The 20,201-nt window shown below is 47.1% G+C and carries 17 protein-coding genes and 1 riboswitch; of the genes, 11 read left to right on the top strand and 6 right to left on the bottom strand.

Translation table 11 applies throughout. The features are described 5' to 3' along the window. The first annotated feature begins 127 nt into the window (after positions 1-127). Positions 128-1,024 carry an acetylglutamate kinase gene (gene argB / locus ABJ081_02505; protein MEP6355528.1) on the top strand — a complete coding sequence of 299 codons (897 nt, stop codon included), beginning with the start codon at positions 128-130 and terminating at the stop codon, positions 1,022-1,024. Then, positions 1,021-1,731 carry a pyrimidine 5'-nucleotidase gene (locus tag ABJ081_02500; protein MEP6355527.1) on the top strand — a complete coding sequence of 237 codons (711 nt, stop codon included), beginning with the start codon at positions 1,021-1,023 and terminating at the stop codon, positions 1,729-1,731. The genes argB and ABJ081_02500 overlap by 4 nt, the downstream gene beginning before the upstream one ends. Here the strand turns inward: ABJ081_02500 and ABJ081_02495 are convergent. Then, positions 1,719-2,558, bottom strand: coding sequence for an LOG family protein (locus ABJ081_02495; GenBank protein MEP6355526.1), 840 nt, complete (start codon positions 2,556-2,558; stop codon positions 1,719-1,721). The genes ABJ081_02500 and ABJ081_02495 overlap by 13 nt on opposite strands. A 132-nt stretch (positions 2,559-2,690) precedes the next feature. On the opposite strand from ABJ081_02495, the gene dapD reads away from it, so the two are divergent. From dapD to ABJ081_02475, 4 genes are all read left to right on the top strand, one after another. Further along, positions 2,691-3,533 (top strand): 2,3,4,5-tetrahydropyridine-2,6-dicarboxylate N-succinyltransferase, encoded by an 843-nt coding sequence (gene dapD / locus ABJ081_02490; protein MEP6355525.1) that lies wholly within the window; start codon positions 2,691-2,693, stop codon positions 3,531-3,533. 85 nt (positions 3,534-3,618) lie between these two features. After that, positions 3,619-4,107: a DUF805 domain-containing protein gene (locus ABJ081_02485; GenBank protein MEP6355524.1), complete on the top strand. Its 489-nt coding sequence runs from the start codon at positions 3,619-3,621 to the stop codon at positions 4,105-4,107. Between the two features lie 68 nt (positions 4,108-4,175). Beyond that, positions 4,176-5,345 carry a succinyl-diaminopimelate desuccinylase gene (gene dapE / locus ABJ081_02480; protein ID MEP6355523.1) on the top strand — a complete coding sequence of 390 codons (1,170 nt, stop codon included), beginning with the start codon at positions 4,176-4,178 and terminating at the stop codon, positions 5,343-5,345. After that, entirely contained in the window at positions 5,345-5,962 is a 618-nt protein-coding gene (locus ABJ081_02475; GenBank protein MEP6355522.1) for a hypothetical protein, read from the top strand. The genes dapE and ABJ081_02475 overlap by 1 nt, the downstream gene beginning before the upstream one ends. A 141-nt stretch (positions 5,963-6,103) precedes the next feature. Here the strand turns inward: ABJ081_02475 and thiC are convergent, their stop codons facing one another. Then, a complete protein-coding gene (gene thiC, locus ABJ081_02470) occupies positions 6,104-7,924 on the bottom strand; it encodes a phosphomethylpyrimidine synthase ThiC (protein MEP6355521.1) in 1,821 nt (606 codons plus the stop codon). A 75-nt stretch (positions 7,925-7,999) separates the two neighbouring features. Beyond that, a riboswitch (TPP riboswitch) is annotated at positions 8,000-8,155 on the bottom strand. Here thiC and ABJ081_02465 point away from each other — a divergent pair. From ABJ081_02465 to ABJ081_02455, 3 genes are all read left to right on the top strand, one after another. Further along, complete coding sequence (locus tag ABJ081_02465; protein MEP6355520.1) at positions 8,150-8,779, top strand: formyltransferase family protein; 630 nt, start codon at positions 8,150-8,152, stop codon at positions 8,777-8,779. Its footprint overlaps the riboswitch before it by 6 nt. Positions 8,780-8,859: 80 nt before the next feature. Beyond that, positions 8,860-9,786 (top strand): PHB depolymerase family esterase, encoded by a 927-nt coding sequence (locus ABJ081_02460; protein MEP6355519.1) that lies wholly within the window; start codon positions 8,860-8,862, stop codon positions 9,784-9,786. Beyond that, positions 9,786-10,391, top strand: a complete 606-nt coding sequence (locus ABJ081_02455; protein ID MEP6355518.1) for a glutathione S-transferase family protein — start codon at positions 9,786-9,788, stop codon at positions 10,389-10,391. Before ABJ081_02460 ends, ABJ081_02455 begins: the two co-directional genes overlap by 1 nt. Before the next feature lie 13 nt (positions 10,392-10,404). Here ABJ081_02455 and ABJ081_02450 read toward each other — a convergent pair whose 3' ends face one another. Then, complete coding sequence (locus tag ABJ081_02450) at positions 10,405-11,052, bottom strand: trimeric intracellular cation channel family protein (protein ID MEP6355517.1); 648 nt, start codon at positions 11,050-11,052, stop codon at positions 10,405-10,407. Between the two features lie 171 nt (positions 11,053-11,223). After that, the gene (locus ABJ081_02445) at positions 11,224-12,336 is read right to left on the bottom strand and encodes an acyltransferase family protein (protein ID MEP6355516.1); all 1,113 of its coding nucleotides are present in this window, start codon (positions 12,334-12,336) and stop codon (positions 11,224-11,226) included. A 246-nt stretch (positions 12,337-12,582) separates the two neighbouring features. Between ABJ081_02445 and ABJ081_02440 the strand changes: the two genes are divergently transcribed. Further along, on the top strand, positions 12,583-14,760 hold the full coding sequence (locus ABJ081_02440) for a transglycosylase domain-containing protein (protein MEP6355515.1): 2,178 nt from the start codon (positions 12,583-12,585) through the stop codon (positions 14,758-14,760). A 53-nt stretch (positions 14,761-14,813) separates the two neighbouring features. On the opposite strand, the gene ABJ081_02435 is transcribed toward ABJ081_02440, so the two are convergent. Together ABJ081_02435 and ABJ081_02430 are read right to left on the bottom strand one after the other, a co-directional pair. Next, the gene (locus ABJ081_02435; GenBank protein MEP6355514.1) at positions 14,814-15,956 is read right to left on the bottom strand and encodes a hypothetical protein; all 1,143 of its coding nucleotides are present in this window, start codon (positions 15,954-15,956) and stop codon (positions 14,814-14,816) included. A 78-nt stretch (positions 15,957-16,034) separates the two neighbouring features. Beyond that, positions 16,035-18,077 carry a di-heme-cytochrome C peroxidase gene (locus ABJ081_02430; GenBank protein MEP6355513.1) on the bottom strand — a complete coding sequence of 681 codons (2,043 nt, stop codon included), beginning with the start codon at positions 18,075-18,077 and terminating at the stop codon, positions 16,035-16,037. A gap of 305 nt (positions 18,078-18,382) precedes the next feature. On the opposite strand from ABJ081_02430, the gene ABJ081_02425 reads away from it, so the two are divergent. Next, the gene (locus ABJ081_02425; GenBank protein ID MEP6355512.1) at positions 18,383-20,200 is read left to right on the top strand and encodes a cytochrome C; all 1,818 of its coding nucleotides are present in this window, start codon (positions 18,383-18,385) and stop codon (positions 20,198-20,200) included. The last annotated feature ends 1 nt before the right edge of the window (position 20,201 follow it).

Genomic DNA, 20,201 nt, shown 5'->3' with positions numbered 1-20,201 from the left:
TAGAGTTCATGGTTTGATTATGAGCTTAAGTTTTGCTTCCATGTGATAAGTGATCTGGACATTGTCATGGGCCTCGCATCCTGATACATGGCGCTAGTGATAATTTTTCTTATGATTTAAACGGACAATGACCAGCGTGAGTGACACCCCCCACACAGAACAAGCCCACCTGATTTCGCAAGCGCTTCCCTTTATGCAGCGCTATGATGGCGAGACTGTTGTGGTGAAATTTGGTGGCAATGCCATGGGCGATGAAGCCCTGCATAAAGCCTTTGCGCAGGATATAGCGCTATTAGCGCAATCTGGCGTGGAACCTATTGTGGTGCATGGCGGCGGGCCGCAAATTGGAGCGATGCTCGACCAATTAGGTTTGAAAAGCGAATTCAAAGGCGGATTGCGGGTTACGACCAAAGAAATGGTGCGTGTGGTTGAAATGGTTCTGGCGGGTTCCATCAACAAGGAAATCGTCTCATCGATCTGCGCCGAGGGAGGTTATGCCATTGGCCTTTGCGGTAAAGACGGCAATATGGTGACCGCCCAAAAAATTCACCGCACAGAACGCGCGGCTGATTCCAATATTGAGCAGATTATTGATCTTGGGTTTGTAGGCGAGCCAAAAGAGGTGGACACGGTTTTGCTGAAAATGCTGCGAATGCGCGGCATTATTCCGGTGATTGCGCCGATTGCGTCAAGTGAAGACCAAAAAACCTATAATATTAATGCGGATACCTTTGCAGGCGCCATTGCCGGTGCCATGGAAGCCGAACGGTTATTGTTCCTCACCGACATCGAAGGCGTGATGGATGATGACGGCAAGCTTCTGCGTGAGCTTGATGTGGCAACAGCCCGCATGATGATAAAGCGCGGCACGATTTCTGGCGGCATGATCCCAAAAGTTGAAACCTGCATTGAAGCACTCGAACAGGGCGTGGAAGGCGTGGTTATTTTGGATGGCCGCAAACCACATGCCGTGCTCTTGGAACTTTTCACCGAGCATGGCGCAGGGACATTGATCACACCATGAGCGACGTCGACCTGACGCCATTTTGCGATGTTGATACATGGATTTTCGATCTCGATAACACGCTTTATCCGCGCAGTTGTGATCTCTTCGCGCAGATGAACGTGCGTATGACGCAGTTCATTCAAGACCTCAAAGGCTTGCCTTTCGATGAAGCGCGCATCATGCAAAAAAAGCATTACCATGACTATGGCACAACCCTGCGCGGGCTGATGAAAGTGGAGAATATCAATCCGGAAGACTATCTCAATTTTGTCCATGACATCGACTATTCACCGGTCAAGCCAGCGCCTGATCTGCGTGCAGCCATTGATGCTTTACCGGGGCGCAAGATGATTTTCACCAATGGTGACGTGCCACACGCAAAGCGCACCACCGATAAGCTCGGCATTACTGATTTGTTTGAACATGTGTTTGATATTATCGCAGCCGACCTCGTGCCAAAGCCGCATCGCGACCCATATGAAAAATTCATCAAACTAGCGAATATTGATCCCAGATGCGCCGCTATGTTTGAAGATTTGCCACGCAATCTCGCCGTGCCTCACGAGATGAAGATGCGCACGGTCCTTATTCAAGATCCACCAGACAGCACTGAGACCCGGCAGCCGTGGGAAGTAGAAATCACTAATGCGGATCATGTGCATTTTCAAACATCTGATTTGACCGGATTTTTGCAAGAAGTCGGGCGGCAATTTTACTCTCCGTAAAAGTCCTCGACAATTTTCCAACCCTCGCTGGCTGTATCGACAATTTTGAAAAGATCAACGTCATCAGGCGAAATGGTGCCTTCTTCTGCAAGCGCATCAAGATTAATCACCCGCCCCCAAAAAGCCTTGCCAAACAAAAGTACAGGCACGCGCTCCATCCTGCCTGTTTGAATAAGAGTGAGCGTCTCAAACAATTCATCCATGGTGCCAAAACCACCTGGAAAGACGGCGACGGCTCGCGCGCGCACAAGAAAATGCATTTTACGAATAGCAAAATAATGAAAGTTGAAACACAGGTCCGGTGTCACATAAGCATTAGGCGCCTGTTCGTGTTCAAGCACGATGTTGAGACCGATTGACGCCGCGCCAACATCATCGGCGCCACGGTTGCCGGCTTCCATCACACCAGGCCCGCCGCCCGTGACCACCACATATTCTTTACCATCGTGACGAAGAGATGCCTTCGATGAAAGAGCGGCAAAGTCGCGTGCTTCTTGATAATATTTTGAATTTTGTTCGAGGTTCTTTTTCGCGATATCGTTTTTAGCAGCCCATGCTTCACCGCCGGGCTCAGGAATCCGAGCTCCCCCGAATAGCACAACTGTCGAATTTATCCCTTTTTCGATCAGGGCTAGCTCAGGCTTTAAATACTCCAGTTGTAGACGAATGTTGCGGGTATGTTCGGATACTAGAAAATCATCATCCGCGAAGGCAAGCTTATAAGCTGGCGCGCGGGTTTGTGGCGTATCCGGAATTTGTTTGATTTTTTCTACATCCGCTAATGAACTTTTGAATTTCCCAACACTGCGCCTAACATTTTTCGCCATTCTTTTTTCCTATAATCAAAAGACAATTGAATGCATCTCTTATCTGATTCTATAAAACCAATTGCGTCTTTAAGACACATCGCATAGTTTTCGCTCAAACCAACTGTCCTTTATGTAAAATGAGAGAAAACTATGAGCCACGCTGACCTTCAAGCCACAATTGAAAAAGCCTTTGATGAGCGTGATGCCATCAATACTGAAACACAAGGCCCCGTGCGTGAAGCTGTTCAAGAGGCATTAAACCTCTTGGATGCGGGTAAAGCTCGTGTAGCAGAAAAATCTGGCAATGACTGGATTGTCAACCAATGGTTGAAAAAGGCGGTTCTTTTGTCATTTAGTCTCAATGACATGGCCCCTATTACTGGTGGCCCTGACGGGGCGACTTGGTGGGACAAGGTTCCATCAAAGTTTAATGGCTGGGGTGAAGCCGAATGGAAGGCTAATAGCTTCCGTGCGGTGCCAGGTTGTGTTGTGCGCCATTCCGCCTATATCGCGCCAAGCGTGGTGGTTATGCCGTCTTTCGTTAATCTGGGTGCTTATGTCGATACAGGCACAATGGTTGATACATGGGTGACGGTCGGCTCTTGCGCCCAAATTGGCAAAAATGTTCATCTGTCCGGCGGCGTTGGCATTGGTGGTGTGTTAGAGCCATTGCAGGCGGGTCCTGTTATTATCGAAGATAATTGCTTCATCGGTGCGCGCTCAGAAGTTGTGGAAGGCGTTATTATACGCGAAGGGTCAGTTCTTTCTATGGGCGTGTTCATCAGCGCTTCCACAAAAATTATCGACCGTAAAACAGGCGAAGTCTTTATCGGTGAAGTGCCAGCCTATTCTGTGGTGGTTCCAGGCGCTTTGCCAGGCAAACCTTTGCCAGATGGCACGCCGGGTCCTAGCCTTTACTGTGCAGTGATTGTAAAAAGAGTTGATGCCCAAACGCGCTCAAAAACCAGTATCAACGACCTTCTTCGCGACTAGGCGACAAAAGCCAAGCTCTCGTTAATCGCTTCTTTAGCCTTTGAGGCGATGCTGTCGGTTCATAATCATTGAACCGGCAGAAAAAATGCGCATCTATTTTGATTCAAACGGCCGCATATCAGCGGCTGATTTTCGTAAATATGCTCTTATCACATCCTTTGTTGGTACTGGTGCAGCCTATTTAGTGTCGATTGTTTTATTCGGTACATATACGTTACCTTTCGTGCCCTTGATGCCAAACCCAGATCCCGTGCATCAAATGCTGTATACATTATTGCCGCTCCTTTTTTCGGCGCCGCTTTTCATCAAGCGTCAACATGACCGCAATCGCACACCAATGTTCTTTATGCTCTATGTTGGTATGGCAGTTGGTCTTGCCCTTTTTGGTGCAGGCGGTAGCACAACGACTCATCCAATCACACAAGTAGAACTCAAGTCTTTCGTGGCCACTAATGTTGTGCATGCACCAGTCACGCTGATGGGACTTTGGCTGCTTATTGAGTGTTGTTTTTTAAAGGGGGTTGAGGGAGCAAACCAATTTGGCAATGATCCGCTTGGCAATGAGTGGTATTGATATAGAGTATATCAGTTGGCCTGATTGTCTTAGTTGACCCGCTCGCGCACCGGCTATAAACCCTGTGTATGACTGTTTTAAAACCTGATCCAATCAAGATTGCACAAAAGCTTATTCGCTGCCCTTCTGTAACACCAGCAGAGGCAGGGGCACTCGACTATCTTGAAGATGTACTCAAAGATGCTGGCTTTGAAACGTTTCGCGTCCCTTTCGGCGGCGGCGACACCTATGAAGTTGATAATCTTTATGCCCGTTTTGGGTCTCGCGCACCGCATTTTTGTTATGCTGGTCACACAGACGTTGTTCCAGTGGGCGATGCTGATGCGTGGACATGTGACCCTTTCGGCGCCGAAATTATAGACGGTAAATTATATGGCCGTGGCGCAGAAGACATGAAGGCAAGCGTTGCCGCCTTCACCGCCGCCGCGATCCAGTTCATTCGCGAAAATCTTGATTTTGGCGGGTCAATTTCTCTCCTTATCACAGGCGATGAAGAAGCCCGTGCCATTAACGGCACGGTCAAACTCATCGAATGGGCACATCAGCGCGGTGAGGCGATTGATGCTTGTATTGTCGGAGAGCCAACCAATTCTGAGATGATCGGTACGACTATCAAAAATGGTCGAAGAGGCAGCCTTAATGGGTCAATCAGCGTTGAAGGCATACAAGGTCATGTTGCCTATCCCGAGCGCACGAAAAACCCGATAACCATCGGCTTGCCTTTATTAAGCGCGCTTGCAAATGAGCCATTTGATGATGGAAGTGCGAATTTTCCACCCACCAATCTCGAATTTTCAAGCGTTGATGTGGGCAATTCGGCCACCAATGTCGTGCCAGCAAAATTGACCGCGCGGTTTAATGTGCGCTTCAATGATCATTGGACAATAGACAGCCTTGAAGCTGAAATTATACGCCGATTGAAAACAGCAGCACCAGAAGGCGCGCACTACAACCTTGATATCGTCAGACCTGTGTCAGATGTCTTTTTAACGAAGGCAGATGATCTGATTGCTCCCTTGCAAGATGCGATTAAAGAAGTGACAGGCAGGACGGCGGATCTTTCAACGGCAGGCGGCACATCCGATGCTCGTTTCATTAAAAACTATTGCCCAGTGGTGGAGTTCGGCCTTGTGTTCAATACATTGCATCAGGTTGATGAGCACACCCCCGTTGAAGACATCAATACATTGACCCGTGTTTATCAGGCTTTTTTAAAGCGTTATTTCGACGGTTCCTGATGCTCGTACCACAAGATGAAATTCGCTCATCCTTGACGGGGGCTTTGAGAATTCTCTTTAAAGACCCAAAGGCGCTATCATATTTCAATATGACGCCAGACGGGTTCTGGCATTCTTTCAAAGCGATATGGATTGTCTTTGTTCCTTTATCGATCACATTGCTGATCCAGCGAGGCTGGCTCATGTCTGAACATGGGTTATCCTTGGAAGCTTTTCCAAGCGCCATCTTTTTTGCCACTAAGATTTTTGGATTTGGGTTGGAATGGGCCATGATGCCGTTTGTTCTATGGATATTGGCTGACCAACTCGATATTAAGACGCGCTATAGCCCGTTTATTATTGCTAGAAATTGGGCCAGTATTGTCATGGGATGGGTATATTTTATACCTACGCTTACCCATGTTGTCGGCCTCATCAATTTAGATGCAATGGTTTTTTCGCAGTTAATCCTACTCGGCTTCGTTTTGATTTATAGTTTTCGCGTTGCGCGGGCGACACTCGACAAGCCCATTCTTTTTTGCATGGCTCTGGTTTTTGTCGATTTGATAATCGGCCTTTTGATTGGCGGGACGCTGTGGTCCTTTATTGAGCCGACGTTAGTCGCGCCTAAAATATAAAATGCAGTTGTAGTGCGATGATTTTGATCAAATGGGGTGCCTTATTGGCAGACTAAATATCAGGTCCGCATTTTGATAACCTTGCGGCCTCTTAGGGCCAGAGGCAACGAAATAATCATATCATTGCCTCTGGAGATTGGCTTACTCAGCAGGTTCAATTTTCTCCGCTTTGTCGAGCGGCAAATATAGCTCGCCGCCAACACGGAATTTCTCCGCCATGGCTTCCATGCCCTCTTTCTGTGCTTCAGCGCGGATGTCGTGAGAAATTCGCATTGAGCAGAATTTAGGACCACACATGGAGCAGAAGTGAGCCACCTTATGAGCATCTTTTGGCAGCGTTGCATCGTGATATTCGCGCGCTGTATCTGGGTCGAGAGCAAGATTAAACTGATCTTCCCAGCGGAATTCAAAACGCGCCCGTGATACGGCATCATCGCGAATTTGAGCCGCAGGATGGCCCTTTGCTAGGTCAGCGGCATGGGCAGCAATTTTATAGGTAATCACACCAACTTTAACATCATCACGATCTGGCAGACCAAGGTGCTCTTTAGGGGTGACATAACAAAGCATCGCCGTACCAAACCAACCAATCATCGCAGCACCAATGCCGGATGTGATGTGGTCATAACCCGGTGCAATATCGGTTGTGAGAGGGCCGAGTGTATAAAACGGCGCTTCTTTGCAAACCTCAAGTTGCTTGGTCATATTCTCTTTGATTTTGTGCATCGGCACATGACCGGGGCCTTCAATCATGACCTGACAATCTTTTTTCCATGCGATGTCAGTTAGCTCGCCAAGGGTTTCCAATTCTGCAAATTGCGCTTCATCATTGGCATCCGCAATCGAACCAGGGCGCAGGCCGTCTCCGAGTGAGAAGGTCACATCATAAGCACGCATGATGTCGCAGATTTCCTCAAAGTTTGTGTAGAGGAAGCTTTCTTTATGATGGTGCAGGCACCATTTTGCCATGATAGAGCCGCCGCGTGAGACAATGCCTGTGACGCGGTTCACTGTCATTGGGATATAATGCAAGCGAACACCGGCATGGATGGTGAAATAGTCAACGCCCTGCTCGCATTGTTCGATCAATGTGTCGCGGTAGACTTCCCATGTTAGGTCTTCGGCAATGCCGTTTACTTTCTCAAGCGCCTGATAAATCGGCACGGTGCCGATGGGGGAGGCTGAATTGCGGATAATCCATTCGCGGATATTGTGAATGTTGCGGCCTGTTGAAAGGTCCATCACATTGTCAGCACCCCAGCGGGTCGCCCAAACCATTTTATCAACTTCCTCTTCCATAGAAGAAGTAACCGCAGAATTGCCGATATTGGCATTGATTTTAACAAGGAAGTTGCGGCCAATAATCATCGGCTCAACTTCAGGGTGGTTGATATTGGCGGGAATGACCGCGCGACCACGGGCTACTTCATCGCGCACAAATTCCGGCGTGATATAATCTGGAATTTCCGCACCAAAACTTTCACCATCACGCTGCGCATCTTTTGCGGCTTGTTCGCGGCCAAGGTTTTCGCGAATGGCAATATATTCCATCTCGCGGGTGATAATGCCCGCACGCGCATAAGCGAGCTGTGTCACAGCCTTGCCGTCTTTTGCCTTGAACGGCTGATTGCGAATAGGAAATTCCTGGGTCAGTTTGTCACCCTTGGCAAAGCCATTGTCTTCAGGCTTGACGTGGCGGCCTTCATAGCGTTCGCAGTCACCCACGGCTTCTACCCAGCTTTCACGAAAACGCGGCAGGCCTTTGGCAATATCGGTTTCTACATTGGTGTCGGTGTAAGGGCCTGATGAATCATAGACGATGACATTGGGTTCGCCAGCGGTTGGATGCACCTGAATTTCGCGCATCGGTACTTTGATGTCAGGATAGAGTTTGCCAGTTTTGTAAATCTTCTGAGAAGCAGGCAATGGCCCAACAGTAACATTAGGTGTGACAGCATTCATGGTTTTGCTCCAAGGCTTTCGTGCGTTGAAGACCCATTCAGTGTCTGGACTTAAGGAAATTGAGAGCGACGGATTATCCGTGGTATCTCACCATCCCTACGCCAGTGTGAACTGGATCAGGTTCTAAGGGTCAGTTACGCTCGCCGCACTTTTATTCATGTTCATAGTAATGAATATAAATTTAGCTCAACAACCTCTCAGTCTCTTGTCGAGACACCCCCGGTCATGGCACATACTAGCGTTAGATTATCGTTTGATGCAAGAGGCTCGCGACTATTGAAAGAAGAAAAGACAAAAAAGGCCGTTCTGCTTTTGATGAGTGAACTGGATGCTGGCTTTTTTGCCAACCAACTAAAGCAAACTGCTCCTGATACATTGTTCTGGCATATGCAATCTTTGGCGCAGCTTGATGAAACATCAAAGCTACCTGATGTCTCAATGCGGCTTATCGCTTTTTGTTCTGGTACAGTTGTGACCAGACAGATCATTGAGCGACTTGATTTCAATTGCTTCAATTTTCATCCAGGCCCACCAGAGCGCCCCGGCTATATGCCAGCTCCCTATGCCATTCGTGATGGCGCGCGCGACTATGGTGTGACCTTTCATTACATGACACCCAAGGTCGATGAAGGGGAGATTATTCAGGTGATGCGCTTTCCAATTGATGGAGATCAGAACCAAGAAGAAATTGAAACCAATGCTTATAAAGCGCTTTTAACGATGGTGATCCAACGTGCAGCGGACCTTGCAGATATTAGTTTTCGGTTTGAACCATGCAACATTCATTGGTCGGGCAAGAAAACCACACGCGCGGACTTGGCTGCTCTCGAATCAAATGGATTGCAAAAGATGTAACGTGAATGCACCCTCTGTCTTTCTTCTTAGGTTGAGTCTTTGTAATTAAAATATTGTGTTCGAAAGCATTGGAGAGTTTTATGCAGTCTTACAAGTCACGTCATTGCTGGATCCTCATGCGTTTAAATTACATTCGTCTCATTCGCGCCGTTTTAATTGCGATTAGCCTTGGTCTTGCCGCAGCACAGTCTTCACAAGCCGCCGAGTGCGGCTTTAATGAAGAAAGCCTGTGTGACGTTCCTCTTGGTAGCTATTATGCCGTGGAGCCTGAAACGGACGGTGATGCTCCGCGTCCTGCCGTTATATTCTTTCATGGCGGTAGCGGATGGGGTTCGCGCATATTTACGGTGCGCGAACAGATGACAAAAGATTTTATTGCGCGTGGTTATGTGGTTATCGCACCCAATGGCAAAAAGCGCCCCGGCAGCCGATTTGGTCCAGGCTGGGCTTTTATTCCTCAATTTGAACCCCATCGCGATGATTTGGCATTCGTGAAAGAAATCATCAAAGATGCGGGAACAAAATTTAATATTGATCCCGCACGCATTCTTATGTCCGGCTATTCTATCGGTGGATCATTGACTTCGTATATTGCCTGCAAGGAGCCGACAGTGGCAGCAGCTTTTGCGCCAGTTGCCGGTGGCTTTTGGCGGCCTCATCCTGTTGATTGTGAAGGGCCTGTTAAGCTTCTCCATACCCATGGCTGGCGCGATCAGACAGTTCCACTAGAAGGTAGGCCTTTGGGCGAAGTGCCTGGTGGGCACGTGGAGCAGGGGGATATCTATCAAACTTTAAACCAATGGCGCATTGAAAATGAATGTGTAAAGTACCGAGCTGATAAATTTATCACCGATGGGCCTTTCTGGCGCCGCATCTGGACGCATTGCGCGGCTGGCACAGCACTCGAATTTGCTCTTCATCCTGGTGGTCATGAGGTGCCAGCAGCATGGGCAACTCTTGCCATCGACTGGTTTGAAAGTGTCACGGCACAAAAGGGAACAGATTGATGAAACTTTATTATAGCCCCGCATCGCCTTTTGTGGCCAAAGTGCTGATTGTTGCCCACGAATGCGACCTTGCCCACAAGATTGAATGCGTTGATACGAAGGTTGTGCCAGGCAGTCCTAACCTCGAATATAGCGCGCAAAACCCGCTGCGTCAGATACCAGCGCTCATGACAGATGATGGCGTCATGATTTATGATTCATTCGCGATTTGTGATTATCTTATCCGGCTTGCCGATAATGAAACGCTGCTACCTGTGAGTGGCCCAGAGCGGACAAAAATATTAAACTTGCATGCCTTGTGTAATGGTGCCACCGAGCGGGCTGTGCAGACACGCTATGAGACATTTGTACGCCCGGAACAATTTCGCTGGCCTGAGATGATCGACGATAATTTTGGTCGCATAAAGGGTGCGCTCGCGCTTTTGGAAGATAATGTGAAGGCCTTTGATGGCCCTTTCGATATATCGGAGGCTGCCTTTGTTGCTTTGCTTCGCTATCTTGATTTGAGATTTGCAGAGATTGATTGGCGCGCTAATTATCCCAAGCTTGTTGAGTCTTTTGACTCGCTCAACGAGATGAGATGCGTGCAAGCGGCTTACGCTTGAGCGAGGCTCTCAATCAAGAGTCCGGGTCCAATGGCGCGCGTGCCTTTGGAAAGTTCAAACTCCAGTTTAATTTGATTGCAAGGGCGCGGATCATAAATGTAGGAATAGTTGCAATTGCTGTTCTCAATTCATCGCTATAGTTGGTTGACCCGTAGCTGGTTGGGATAATGATGTATAAAAACGCGCCAATTACTGCAGGAATAATATAAATCTCTTGTTTCAGTAGCAGCGGCTCTTCATTACAAATCACGTCGCGCAAAATGCCACCGAAACTTGCGCTCATTGCTCCAAAAAGAATAGCAACAATTGGATGCGCCCCAGCCAGATCAGCTGCCCTTGCGCCCAAGACTGCAAACAAAGCCAGCCCCGCTGCATCGGCATAGAGCAGCCATGTCATTCGCCGCCCTGCTAAACTCTGGTTAAAGAAACACGCAAGGATAGCGCAAATGATGCACACGACGATGGGTAAGGGCGCCTCCACCCAATTGACTGGTAGGTTGCCAAGAAGGATATCGCGCAAAGTTCCGCCGCCAATGCCGGTAACTGTCGCGATCAAACTGACGCCGACAACGTCCATTCCTTGACGTAGCGCCATTAGAGCGCCGCTTAACGCAAAAACAGCCGTACCAGCCATCGCTAACCAAGTGAAATATTCTTGCATGCTCTACCCCCTAAGTGCTGCACATCTGTCTATGTGTATTAGCATAGGATAAGGTGGGATAGAAATTTTTGACCACAATAAGCCAGCATAAAAGAGCGCTAAAAGCAGGTTCAAAGTGTGTTTAATTGCTTGCAACCCTCAAGTTCGTGAGTTTAAGGGTTTGATTTGTGTTTATGCGGTAGGCGTCAGCGATACTTTCTTATTGGTCGGTTTGGCACCATCAAGGTGCGCCCATGCAGGGCGGACAAACAAGAAGTAACCAAAGCCTATTTTTTGGATAATCCAGTAAAGGACTAGGGGCGCAATCACAGCTGTTGCGGTTACAATCATTGAGATTGTGCCAATGTCGGAAATGATACCAAGCTTCAGCAAGATTGCGCGCGAGATTGCCATGGGAAAGAAGAAGGCGAGATAAACAACGATTGAATGTTGTCCGCAATAGCGCAGAAAGCTCATCCATTTTACTTTTGCCAAGAGAGCCGAAACCAAAATCACACCAACAGCGCCAGCAAAACCAAGCAGTAGCGAGACAAGGGGCAAATCACCATATTTCATCACCGTGGTTTCGCTACCAAATTCAACGCTCACGCTGTTGAATATCAAAACGCCATTGAATAAGGCCCAGATAGCCAAGCCAAGCATGCCAAGCCCAACATTATTGCGTGCCCATTCTGCCAGCTTGAAGATATGAGGGGCAAAGAAGTAGCCAGCAAAGAAATAGACATAACGCGAGGCAAATTCGTCAACGATCAAATTGCCTGTATGGATGGGGGCAATTTGCAAAAGGGCGGCGCCCGCAAAAACCACCATCCACGGCAATGACTTCAAAAGTTTGGTGACCACGAACATGATTGGCAGCATGTAGATGAACCAAAGTGTGGCATAGGGTTCCCACAAAGTTTCAAGATATAGAAACGGCAAAGCGCCATACCCATATTCTGCGCCATTGACCGGAATTTTGATGCCAAACTGAATGAATGTCCAAATCAAATAGAAATAAACAAAATGGATGACCTTCTTGTCGAGATAGCTCTTCCAAGGACGGTCAATCACGAGTGCCAGAAAGAGACCTGCGATCATAAAAAAATCAGGCATACGGAACGGGCGGGCATACTCGACCAAATAATGCAGCCAGCCTTCTTCACCGGCGGCTTTGCCAACGCCCAGCGTTGAATGCATCATCACAACAAAAATAATACAAAAGCCCTTGGCATAATCGACCCAGTCGACTCGACCTGTATCACCGGCAGGAAGTGCTGCTTTTAATGTTGTTGCCGTTGTCATTGCGTATCCCATCTCTTCAAAACCAATAAAGACCTCAATATCACAGGGATGCTTGCCACTTTTATAATGTGGGGGGTGCTATGGTCGGCATTTTCAAATCACGCTTAATGAAGCCTTAAAAGGTCATATTTTGTGTATTTTTTGTCTTTCAGCCCTTAACAATGGTTCTTTCTTAACCGCCCCTTAAATCGCCGCATTTAGATTTAATGTCGAACAAAGTCATATGATCTTGGAATGCGCACATTTATGGCACGTAAAAATAAATCCCGCCAAGAACGGATTGAACCTGTTATCGATGTTAACTTTGGTCGCTCAAGCAAGGGTAAGCTTGACATCGAGTTAAATCCTGATGATCGCTCTTCCAGTTCGAAAAAACAAAAAGCAAAGCTCAAAAAAGCGGCTGGTAGGCGCGCGCCAGCTAAGGCGAAGCGAAAAAAAGACCGTGCAGGCAGGCGCTCATCTGGCGGTGGTTTCGGTCGCTTTGTTCGCCGCAGCATATACTGGGGTACGGTATTTGGATTATGGGGCGTTATCGCCGTTTTCGGAATTGTAGGATATTATACTGCAAAGCTTCCCAACAGTGCCTCATGGAAAATTCCTGATCGCCCCCCAAATGTGCGCATTGTATCTGTTGATGGCTCTTTGATCGGACACAGGGGTTTGACAGGTGGCGAGGCCGTCCCTTTCCATTCTATGCCGTCTTATTTGCCTGATGCAATTGTAGCGATTGAAGACCATCGATTTTACAATCATTACGGCTTTGATATTATTGGCTTCACACGTGCCATGGTAACGAATGTTATCAAAGGGCGTTTGGTGCAAGGTGGCTCATCGTTGTCGCAGCAGCTTGCGAAAAATTTATTTTTAAAACCCGAACGCACTTTCGAGCGAAAAGTGCAGGAGTTGGTGCTCGCCTTTTGGTTAGAGGGAAAATATACCAAAGAGCAAATTTTGGAGCTTTATCTGAATCGTGTCTATTTTGGCGCGGGTGCTTATGGTGTTGATGCGGCGTCTCGGCGTTATTTTAAAAAATCAGCGAGTGAGATTAATCTTGGTGAGGCCGCAACACTAGCTGGTCTCGTGAAAGCACCATCCCGCCTTGCGCCTAACAAAAACCCTGAAGGAGCGAAAAAACGAGCGAAGCTTGTTCTGGCGGCGATGGAGCGTGAGGGCTTTATTTCATCAGATGACCGAAAAATAGCACTGACATTGCCTACAAAAACGACCACAAAAACGACCACAAAAACAGCTCCAAATAATCCCGGATCACACAAATATATCGCTGACTGGGTAATGAATGTTCTGCCGCAATATGTGGGTGAGCTTACAGAAAATGTAATCGTCGAGACAACGATCGACGCACATCTGCAAAGCTTTGCTCAAAAAGCTATCGCTAACGGGCTTTCTAAAAACAGTAAAAAGCTAGGCGTCAGTCAAGGGGCGCTTGTGTCTGTTGATGGTATTGGGGCTGTCCGCGCCATGATCGGTGGCCGCGATTATGGTCAAAGTCAATTTAATCGCGCTGTTAAAGCCAAGCGCCAGCCCGGCTCCTCTTTCAAACCGTTCGTTTATCTCGCCGCCATGGAATATGGGATGTCGCCCGATACCGTGCGTGTCGATAAACCGATATCAATTAATGGCTGGAAACCAAAAAATTATTCTAAGGAATACGAAGGCTCGGTGAAGCTGCGCACCGCACTGGCCAAATCACTGAACACTATTGCCGCCACTCTCATTGATGAAGTTGGCCCTCAATCTGTGGTGGAGGTCGCCCAGCGCCTTGGCATCAAGTCTAAACTGACCGCCAATCCCTCATTGTCCCTTGGGACCTCTGAGGTAACACCCTTTGAGCTGGCAACGGCTTATGTGCCTTTTGCAAATGGTGGTTTTCGTGTGGAGCCTTTTATTGTCAAACGTGTAACTACACTTGATGGCAAAGTGCTTTATCAGCATGATGATAATAGGAAATACAAGCGGGTTATTGACCCCGTCCACATTGGCATGATGAATGTCATGCTGACTGAAACATTGATTCACGGGACGGGCAAGAGAGCCGCATTGAAAAACTGGCCTGCGGGCGGAAAAACCGGCACCAGTCAGAATTTCCGTGACGCATGGTTTGCTGGCTTTACCGCGAATTTGACAACCGTGGTCTGGTTTGGAAATGACGATAATTCACCTACCAAACGAGCCTCTGGTGGTAATTTGCCAGCTAAAATATGGCAAGGCTTTATGGAAGAGGCGCATCAAGGTGTGCCAATAGTCAATCTGCCCGGTAGTTATGATGGTAAAATATTAGCAGGTAATCTGCCGCAAGATATTGGTTCCATCTCCGCTCCTGATGGATCACCGAAAGTCATCAAAGCGAAAAGTGAAAAACAGGGCATCAAGGGTTTCTTTAAAAAAATATTTGGCAAAAACTAGAAGCGTTCGCATTATTTCAAATGCTAAGAGCACTCAAATCTGAGCCTCAAATTTTAGTTCTGATCCCAAGCGAGGTTTGGATCTGGAACAGTGGCTGCATTCCTTCCGTGCCGATAATCTGAAATTGCTGTATAAACAGCTTTTCTCAAGTTGTTGAGACTTCCCAGAGCTTCAAATTCCTTTGGCGTTCGACCAGGATTAAAGTCAGAATGTTCGCAAAAATTATCGTTATGAGGTGTTGCAAATTTCTGTTTTGGAATCTGGATATAAGCAACATTTTGATAGGGGCTGATCTTCTCGCTCCATTCAACCGATGCATCGTCAATGGGCATTGATCCGTCATTGAGTTGAACTGAAAGAGCAAAACAGGCTGGCGCTGCGTCCATGTGTCTTTTTAAATTTTTTCTAAGATAATTTGGGTCGTCTAAATCGAAGTCATCTTTAGGGGCATATGCGCCGATTTCACAGGATTGCGCGGAATATTTAACCTGTTGATTTGCGCCAAAAGCATAAGGAGACATTGAGAAATATCGCATATCAAGCGGGGACTTGATTTCGAGGCTACTGTTTGCATAAGCAGAAATAAACCCCCTTATGCGCCAACTAAAAGGATTGTAGCTTGGCATAAAATATTTTTGAACTGCACCTGGCTTGCCAACCAAAAAACCTGATTTGACAAAGTCGAGATAGTCTACCGGATTAGGCGAGAAGAACACATTAAAATTGCCCATCAAAATATCGAACTGATCCACGGGCTGAGACGCATTCGCGGGGGTTGAGGGTGATGTGTCTAAGATTTTCAATGACAGGCCCCGTCCATCAAAACTTTTGTCCGGACGCGGTGTGAAGGCGCCATTGGAAAATCGAACCCATGCTTTATGCTCGGCTCCCGCATTGGCAAACAGGCCAACTTTGAGGTTTTCTGGGAGATTGTCCGCAACTTTAAAAGTCGCTTTCAAACATCCATGAGCCTTTGCGTGGGCATCACGGCGCACCAGTTTGCTGTCGTCTTTATAAATGCCAACCAAATCGGAGATGATATGTTTGATGATGATATCAATTGCTGCCTGTTGTGGGTCGCTTGCCCCTTTAAGCTCTTCAGGCGTCTTGTCGGAAAATTTGTCCACACCCCACAATAGTGCGGTGATTGCCACAACAGACAAACCCGCAACTTTCAACTTGCTACCTATGGACATAAATTACAATTCCCCAGTTTATATTTGTATCAAAAGCGTCTTCGCCCATGTGATCACCGACCAGCATGATATCCATGCTTAAAGTGTTTTCAGATAGGCAACGATCGCCATGCGGTCTTCATGAGAAAACGATGCGTTATTGTAATTATGACCTGTGTTGGTGTTGCCATCAATGTGCGCCAAATGGTTTCCAAGCCGCCTTCTTGCCTCGAAGAAAAATCTGTTTTCGTCGTTTTTTTCTGTCACAAAGCCGACTTTAACAGGGTCAAATTCACGGGTGCCAGACCAAAATGAATAGGGGCGCTGAGATGAAGGCAATAGTAAATCATAAAGGGTCGGGACAGACCCGTTATGAAGATAAGGGGGGCTTGCCCAAATGCCGTTCAAAGGACGACTTGTATATCCAAGCGGGTTGTTTTCGGGCTTTGTTTCGGAAAAAGCAAAAGAGATACTCAAACAATCTTGAAGTCGCTTAGATTTGTTATGGTCGCGATTTGCATTCTCCCATTGACCGCCCAAGTCGATGAGGGTGCTATCCTTATCTATCCGGGAAATACCTTTAGGAATGCTCGGCATACTTAAAAAATTCTCGCCAATGATTCCAGTGAGATCGCTTCTATTAGCCGCCAAGACACCGGCGACAGTCACAGTCATCAATTTGCTGACTTCTATTCTTTCGCCCAATCTAATCGGTTCGCCGCTTCCAATACTGCCATAATCGACCTCCATCGCTTCTCCGTCATCGCTACTCCAAATTCCTGGTTTTGCGGTATCAGAGTAGGCATTGCAGGCCATCCAAGGATCGGTAGCTAGGGGCAATATATTTTTGTTTTGTAAGCTGGCTGGAAGGTTTTTAACTCGTTCCTTCGCAATCTGCGTTCCATAGATAAAGTAGTTATCCTGAACATGAATCTCGCTTTTGGTATCTGCCCTATCCACCACATCATGACAAAGGAGACAATTTTTATTATAAAGGTCTCGACCTTTAGAGGCGAGTTTGGCTTCTTGTTGCTTTTCTTCAGGCGTGAATGGTCCAAAAATTTCTTCTGGCCATTTTGGAGAGCGTAGGCTTTCTAGTGTGCGTTCGAGATAATATAAATTCTTGATATCTACGCTTGATTTGAAGCCGTCATTATTCAAATTCTTAGCAACAACAACATCGCCATAAGTGCCAACAAATTCGCCAACATTGCGAACCAAAGCGCCCACATCAACCCCCCAGTAATAGGCTTTCGGAGCTGCGCCATTGTACTGAACTTTGTTATATTGCGGGGCATTCCAGATATGAGGAATACTCACCGGCGCATCGGGCGTATTAAATTGTGGGTTACTTTCATCAAGAAGAAGAGCTACTTTATTGTAGATGTGTCCGAAGGCGTCGATACGGCCATACCCATAATCAACGTGCGTGTCGTTGCTTTTTCCCAACTGAATATGCCGATCAAGCAGCTTCTTGTATTCAGCTCTCAGCTTATCTTTTCTGTCTTGCTTTGGGGGTGATGATTGGGTGGTAGTTAACACGCGCGCTTCAAACCGTCGCCATTTTTCTTCATTAATAAAGGTCTCATAAAGCGCACGGTTCAGCGCCCCCACAAAGCTCTGAAAGTCTATCTGAGAGCCTCCACCTTCCACTCTGATGTTGCGGCCTTTGTAGCTGATATGTGAGGTGTGGCATGCGGCACAGGTAAAGCCGACCCATGGCTCTTGATCAGATTGATTTTCTTTCCAGCGCAATTTGGTGCGCTGCAAATTCTTGTCAGAACCTTTATCAATCACCAATCCGAATGTAAGTTGTGCATCCTTTTCTCGGCCTGGCACATTTGTTTTTCGCGGAATAAAATTATATTTTTTAACGTTGTCAGGGGCCATGAACAAATCGGTAGACTCTTTTTGCTCAAGAGCCTCAAGCCATTCAAGCGGCAGCATGCGTGAGCCTTGAGATGCTTCGTACCAAAGCGCTCTTTCATTATCGTTCCACCATTGATCCAGCTCGGCGACAGGATCGGGGTCATCGGTCGAAATATTATATGGTCGATAGGGTTTTTCTGTGTAGGATTGAAAACCAAAATATATGAGTGCGACCAGCGGGATAATAAGTACCAGCCATACTTTTCGATTCATAATGCAGCCCCTTGTCGGTCCCTGTTTAGGGTTCAATCATAGCTCACGTTCGTGGCTAACTCTTGACTTCGATAATATCAGCCCCTTACACTGTGTCTAGGATTAAATGGCTATTAATTAATCACATTTCTCAAGGTGTAATGTCAGAAAATTTCAATTTTGAGACGGGCAGAATCTGGCGAAAACTGATGGCTTTTATCCTCTATCAAGACCGTAATTCTCACGTCAATATATTCAGCCTAACAGGCTTCTTTAATGCGAGCCCACCGCGCGTAGCTTGAAAATTTCGAAGCAGGGAACTTTTTATGCCAACTTTCAAAATTGTGCTTTTGGCGCTGACTCTTCTCATAAGCCCTCACACTGTGGCAGCACAAGAAACCGTTTCTTCTGACAAAGATCATGAAGCAGTCGAGACTTGGTCGACAATGCGCTTAGCGCGACGTCAAGCGCTTGATACATATCTCAATGAAAGTCGCACGGGATACGACTGGTTTACCAAATATGCGTTCAGCCAAACTGATGGCACACCGTTTATCATTTTAAAACTCTTCCCGGTTGTTGCCCCCGAGCATTGGGGTAGCCCATCCAATTTTCTAGATGTGGTCGGGCTGTTTAAAGACACCAGAAATCCTGATTATCCAATAGCAACAGGGGTTGGTTTAAGCGTGTTTAATCGCGATGATCCTTTAGCAAAACAGATAGATTACGCTAGCCTGACATGCGCCTCTTGTCATATTGGCAGAGTGAAAGACGATAATGGCAACTTCAGCTATCTCGACGGTGGGGTGAACGCGCAATTTAATTTCATACAATATCAAATACGAATATATGAAACGATCCAAACGCTCTTAAAAGGACAAACCCTGACGACACCTGAAGCGAAGGCAAAATACCTTGCGAAGGTGCTTTTGGAGGCCCTCGATAAAGTGCATGCCTCAAACCCAAATTTCTTTTATGAAAACTACAAATATAATGATCTCGACCTCAATGCGGCCTACGAGAAACATCAAATAGATATATTCAAAGAAAACGCCACCGAGATCATCACCAAGTTTATTAAAAAGAATGAAAAAGATTATGAAGGTCTCACGATACTGCAAGAGCACAGCTATGGAGATCTTGAGGAAGAGTTTAGGGCAGGTTTCCCCGGCATGGCTGACGCCACGGGGGTAGGGACTACAAATGGTTACGCCTATGTTGAAGGGTTCTTTTGGCGACTGCTTGCAAGATTGATCCTGCCGCCAACTCAGGGCATTACAGACTTTATGGCCGTTTGGGAACAAAACCGGCGAACAGTGAGTTGGGATGAGACAAAAACAAAATTTCATAGCGGCGGTGGCCAGTGGAATGGTAATATCCCGATCCCGATTTATCGTAATTTAGCAGCCCAGCTCTCAACGGGTCTTTCTGATATCGATATTCGTGTGTCTGCCTATTCGGTCGAGTTTCTCAATAAACTTCCTGCCCCCGTTTATCCCTTTGACGTCGACCTTGATCTTGCGCGGGTGGGAAAAGGCTTATTTGAGAAAAATTGCGCCAGCTGCCACCGCGATCAAAACGACATCGTTTATACCAACATCGGAACTGATCTCAGTCGCGCCCAAATCATCAATAGTGCCATTCGTGATGCAGGTACTAAACGTCTCGTGAAGGTGTGCTCACCACAAACGACGATCAAATTAAATGGCCAAATCGCAGCCCCTTGTGCCGACTTCAGGGGGGTGTCCCTCGAAGACAAGCAAGAGTTGATTATGAGTACGCTGGAAAGCCAACAAGGCTATAACGCCTTACCACTCGGTGGAATCTGGGCGAGGGCCCCCTATTTGCATAACGGGTCCGTTCCAACCCTCCATCACCTGCTTATGCCTGAAAGCAGACCACAAAAGTTTGTCAAAAGCAGACTCACTTATGACAAGATACAAGGTGGATTTTCTTGGAAACTACCCCTGTCGCTTGAAGACAAAAGAAGCTCAGCCTATGTGATGGACACATCGGCATTGGCGGCTTTCAGTAATAAAGGGCACGATGAGGATATTATCGAAGGCAGCAATAACTATAAACTCAATTGGTCAGATGATCCCGCCGGCGCAAAAGCTCTTATCGAATATCTGAAAACATTGTAAC

It is taken from the genome of Hyphomicrobiales bacterium (assembly GCA_039989895.1).
Taxonomy (GTDB): Bacteria; Pseudomonadota; Alphaproteobacteria; order Rhizobiales; family JACESI01; genus JACESI01.
This window is presented reverse-complemented; position numbering and strand designations above follow the sequence as displayed.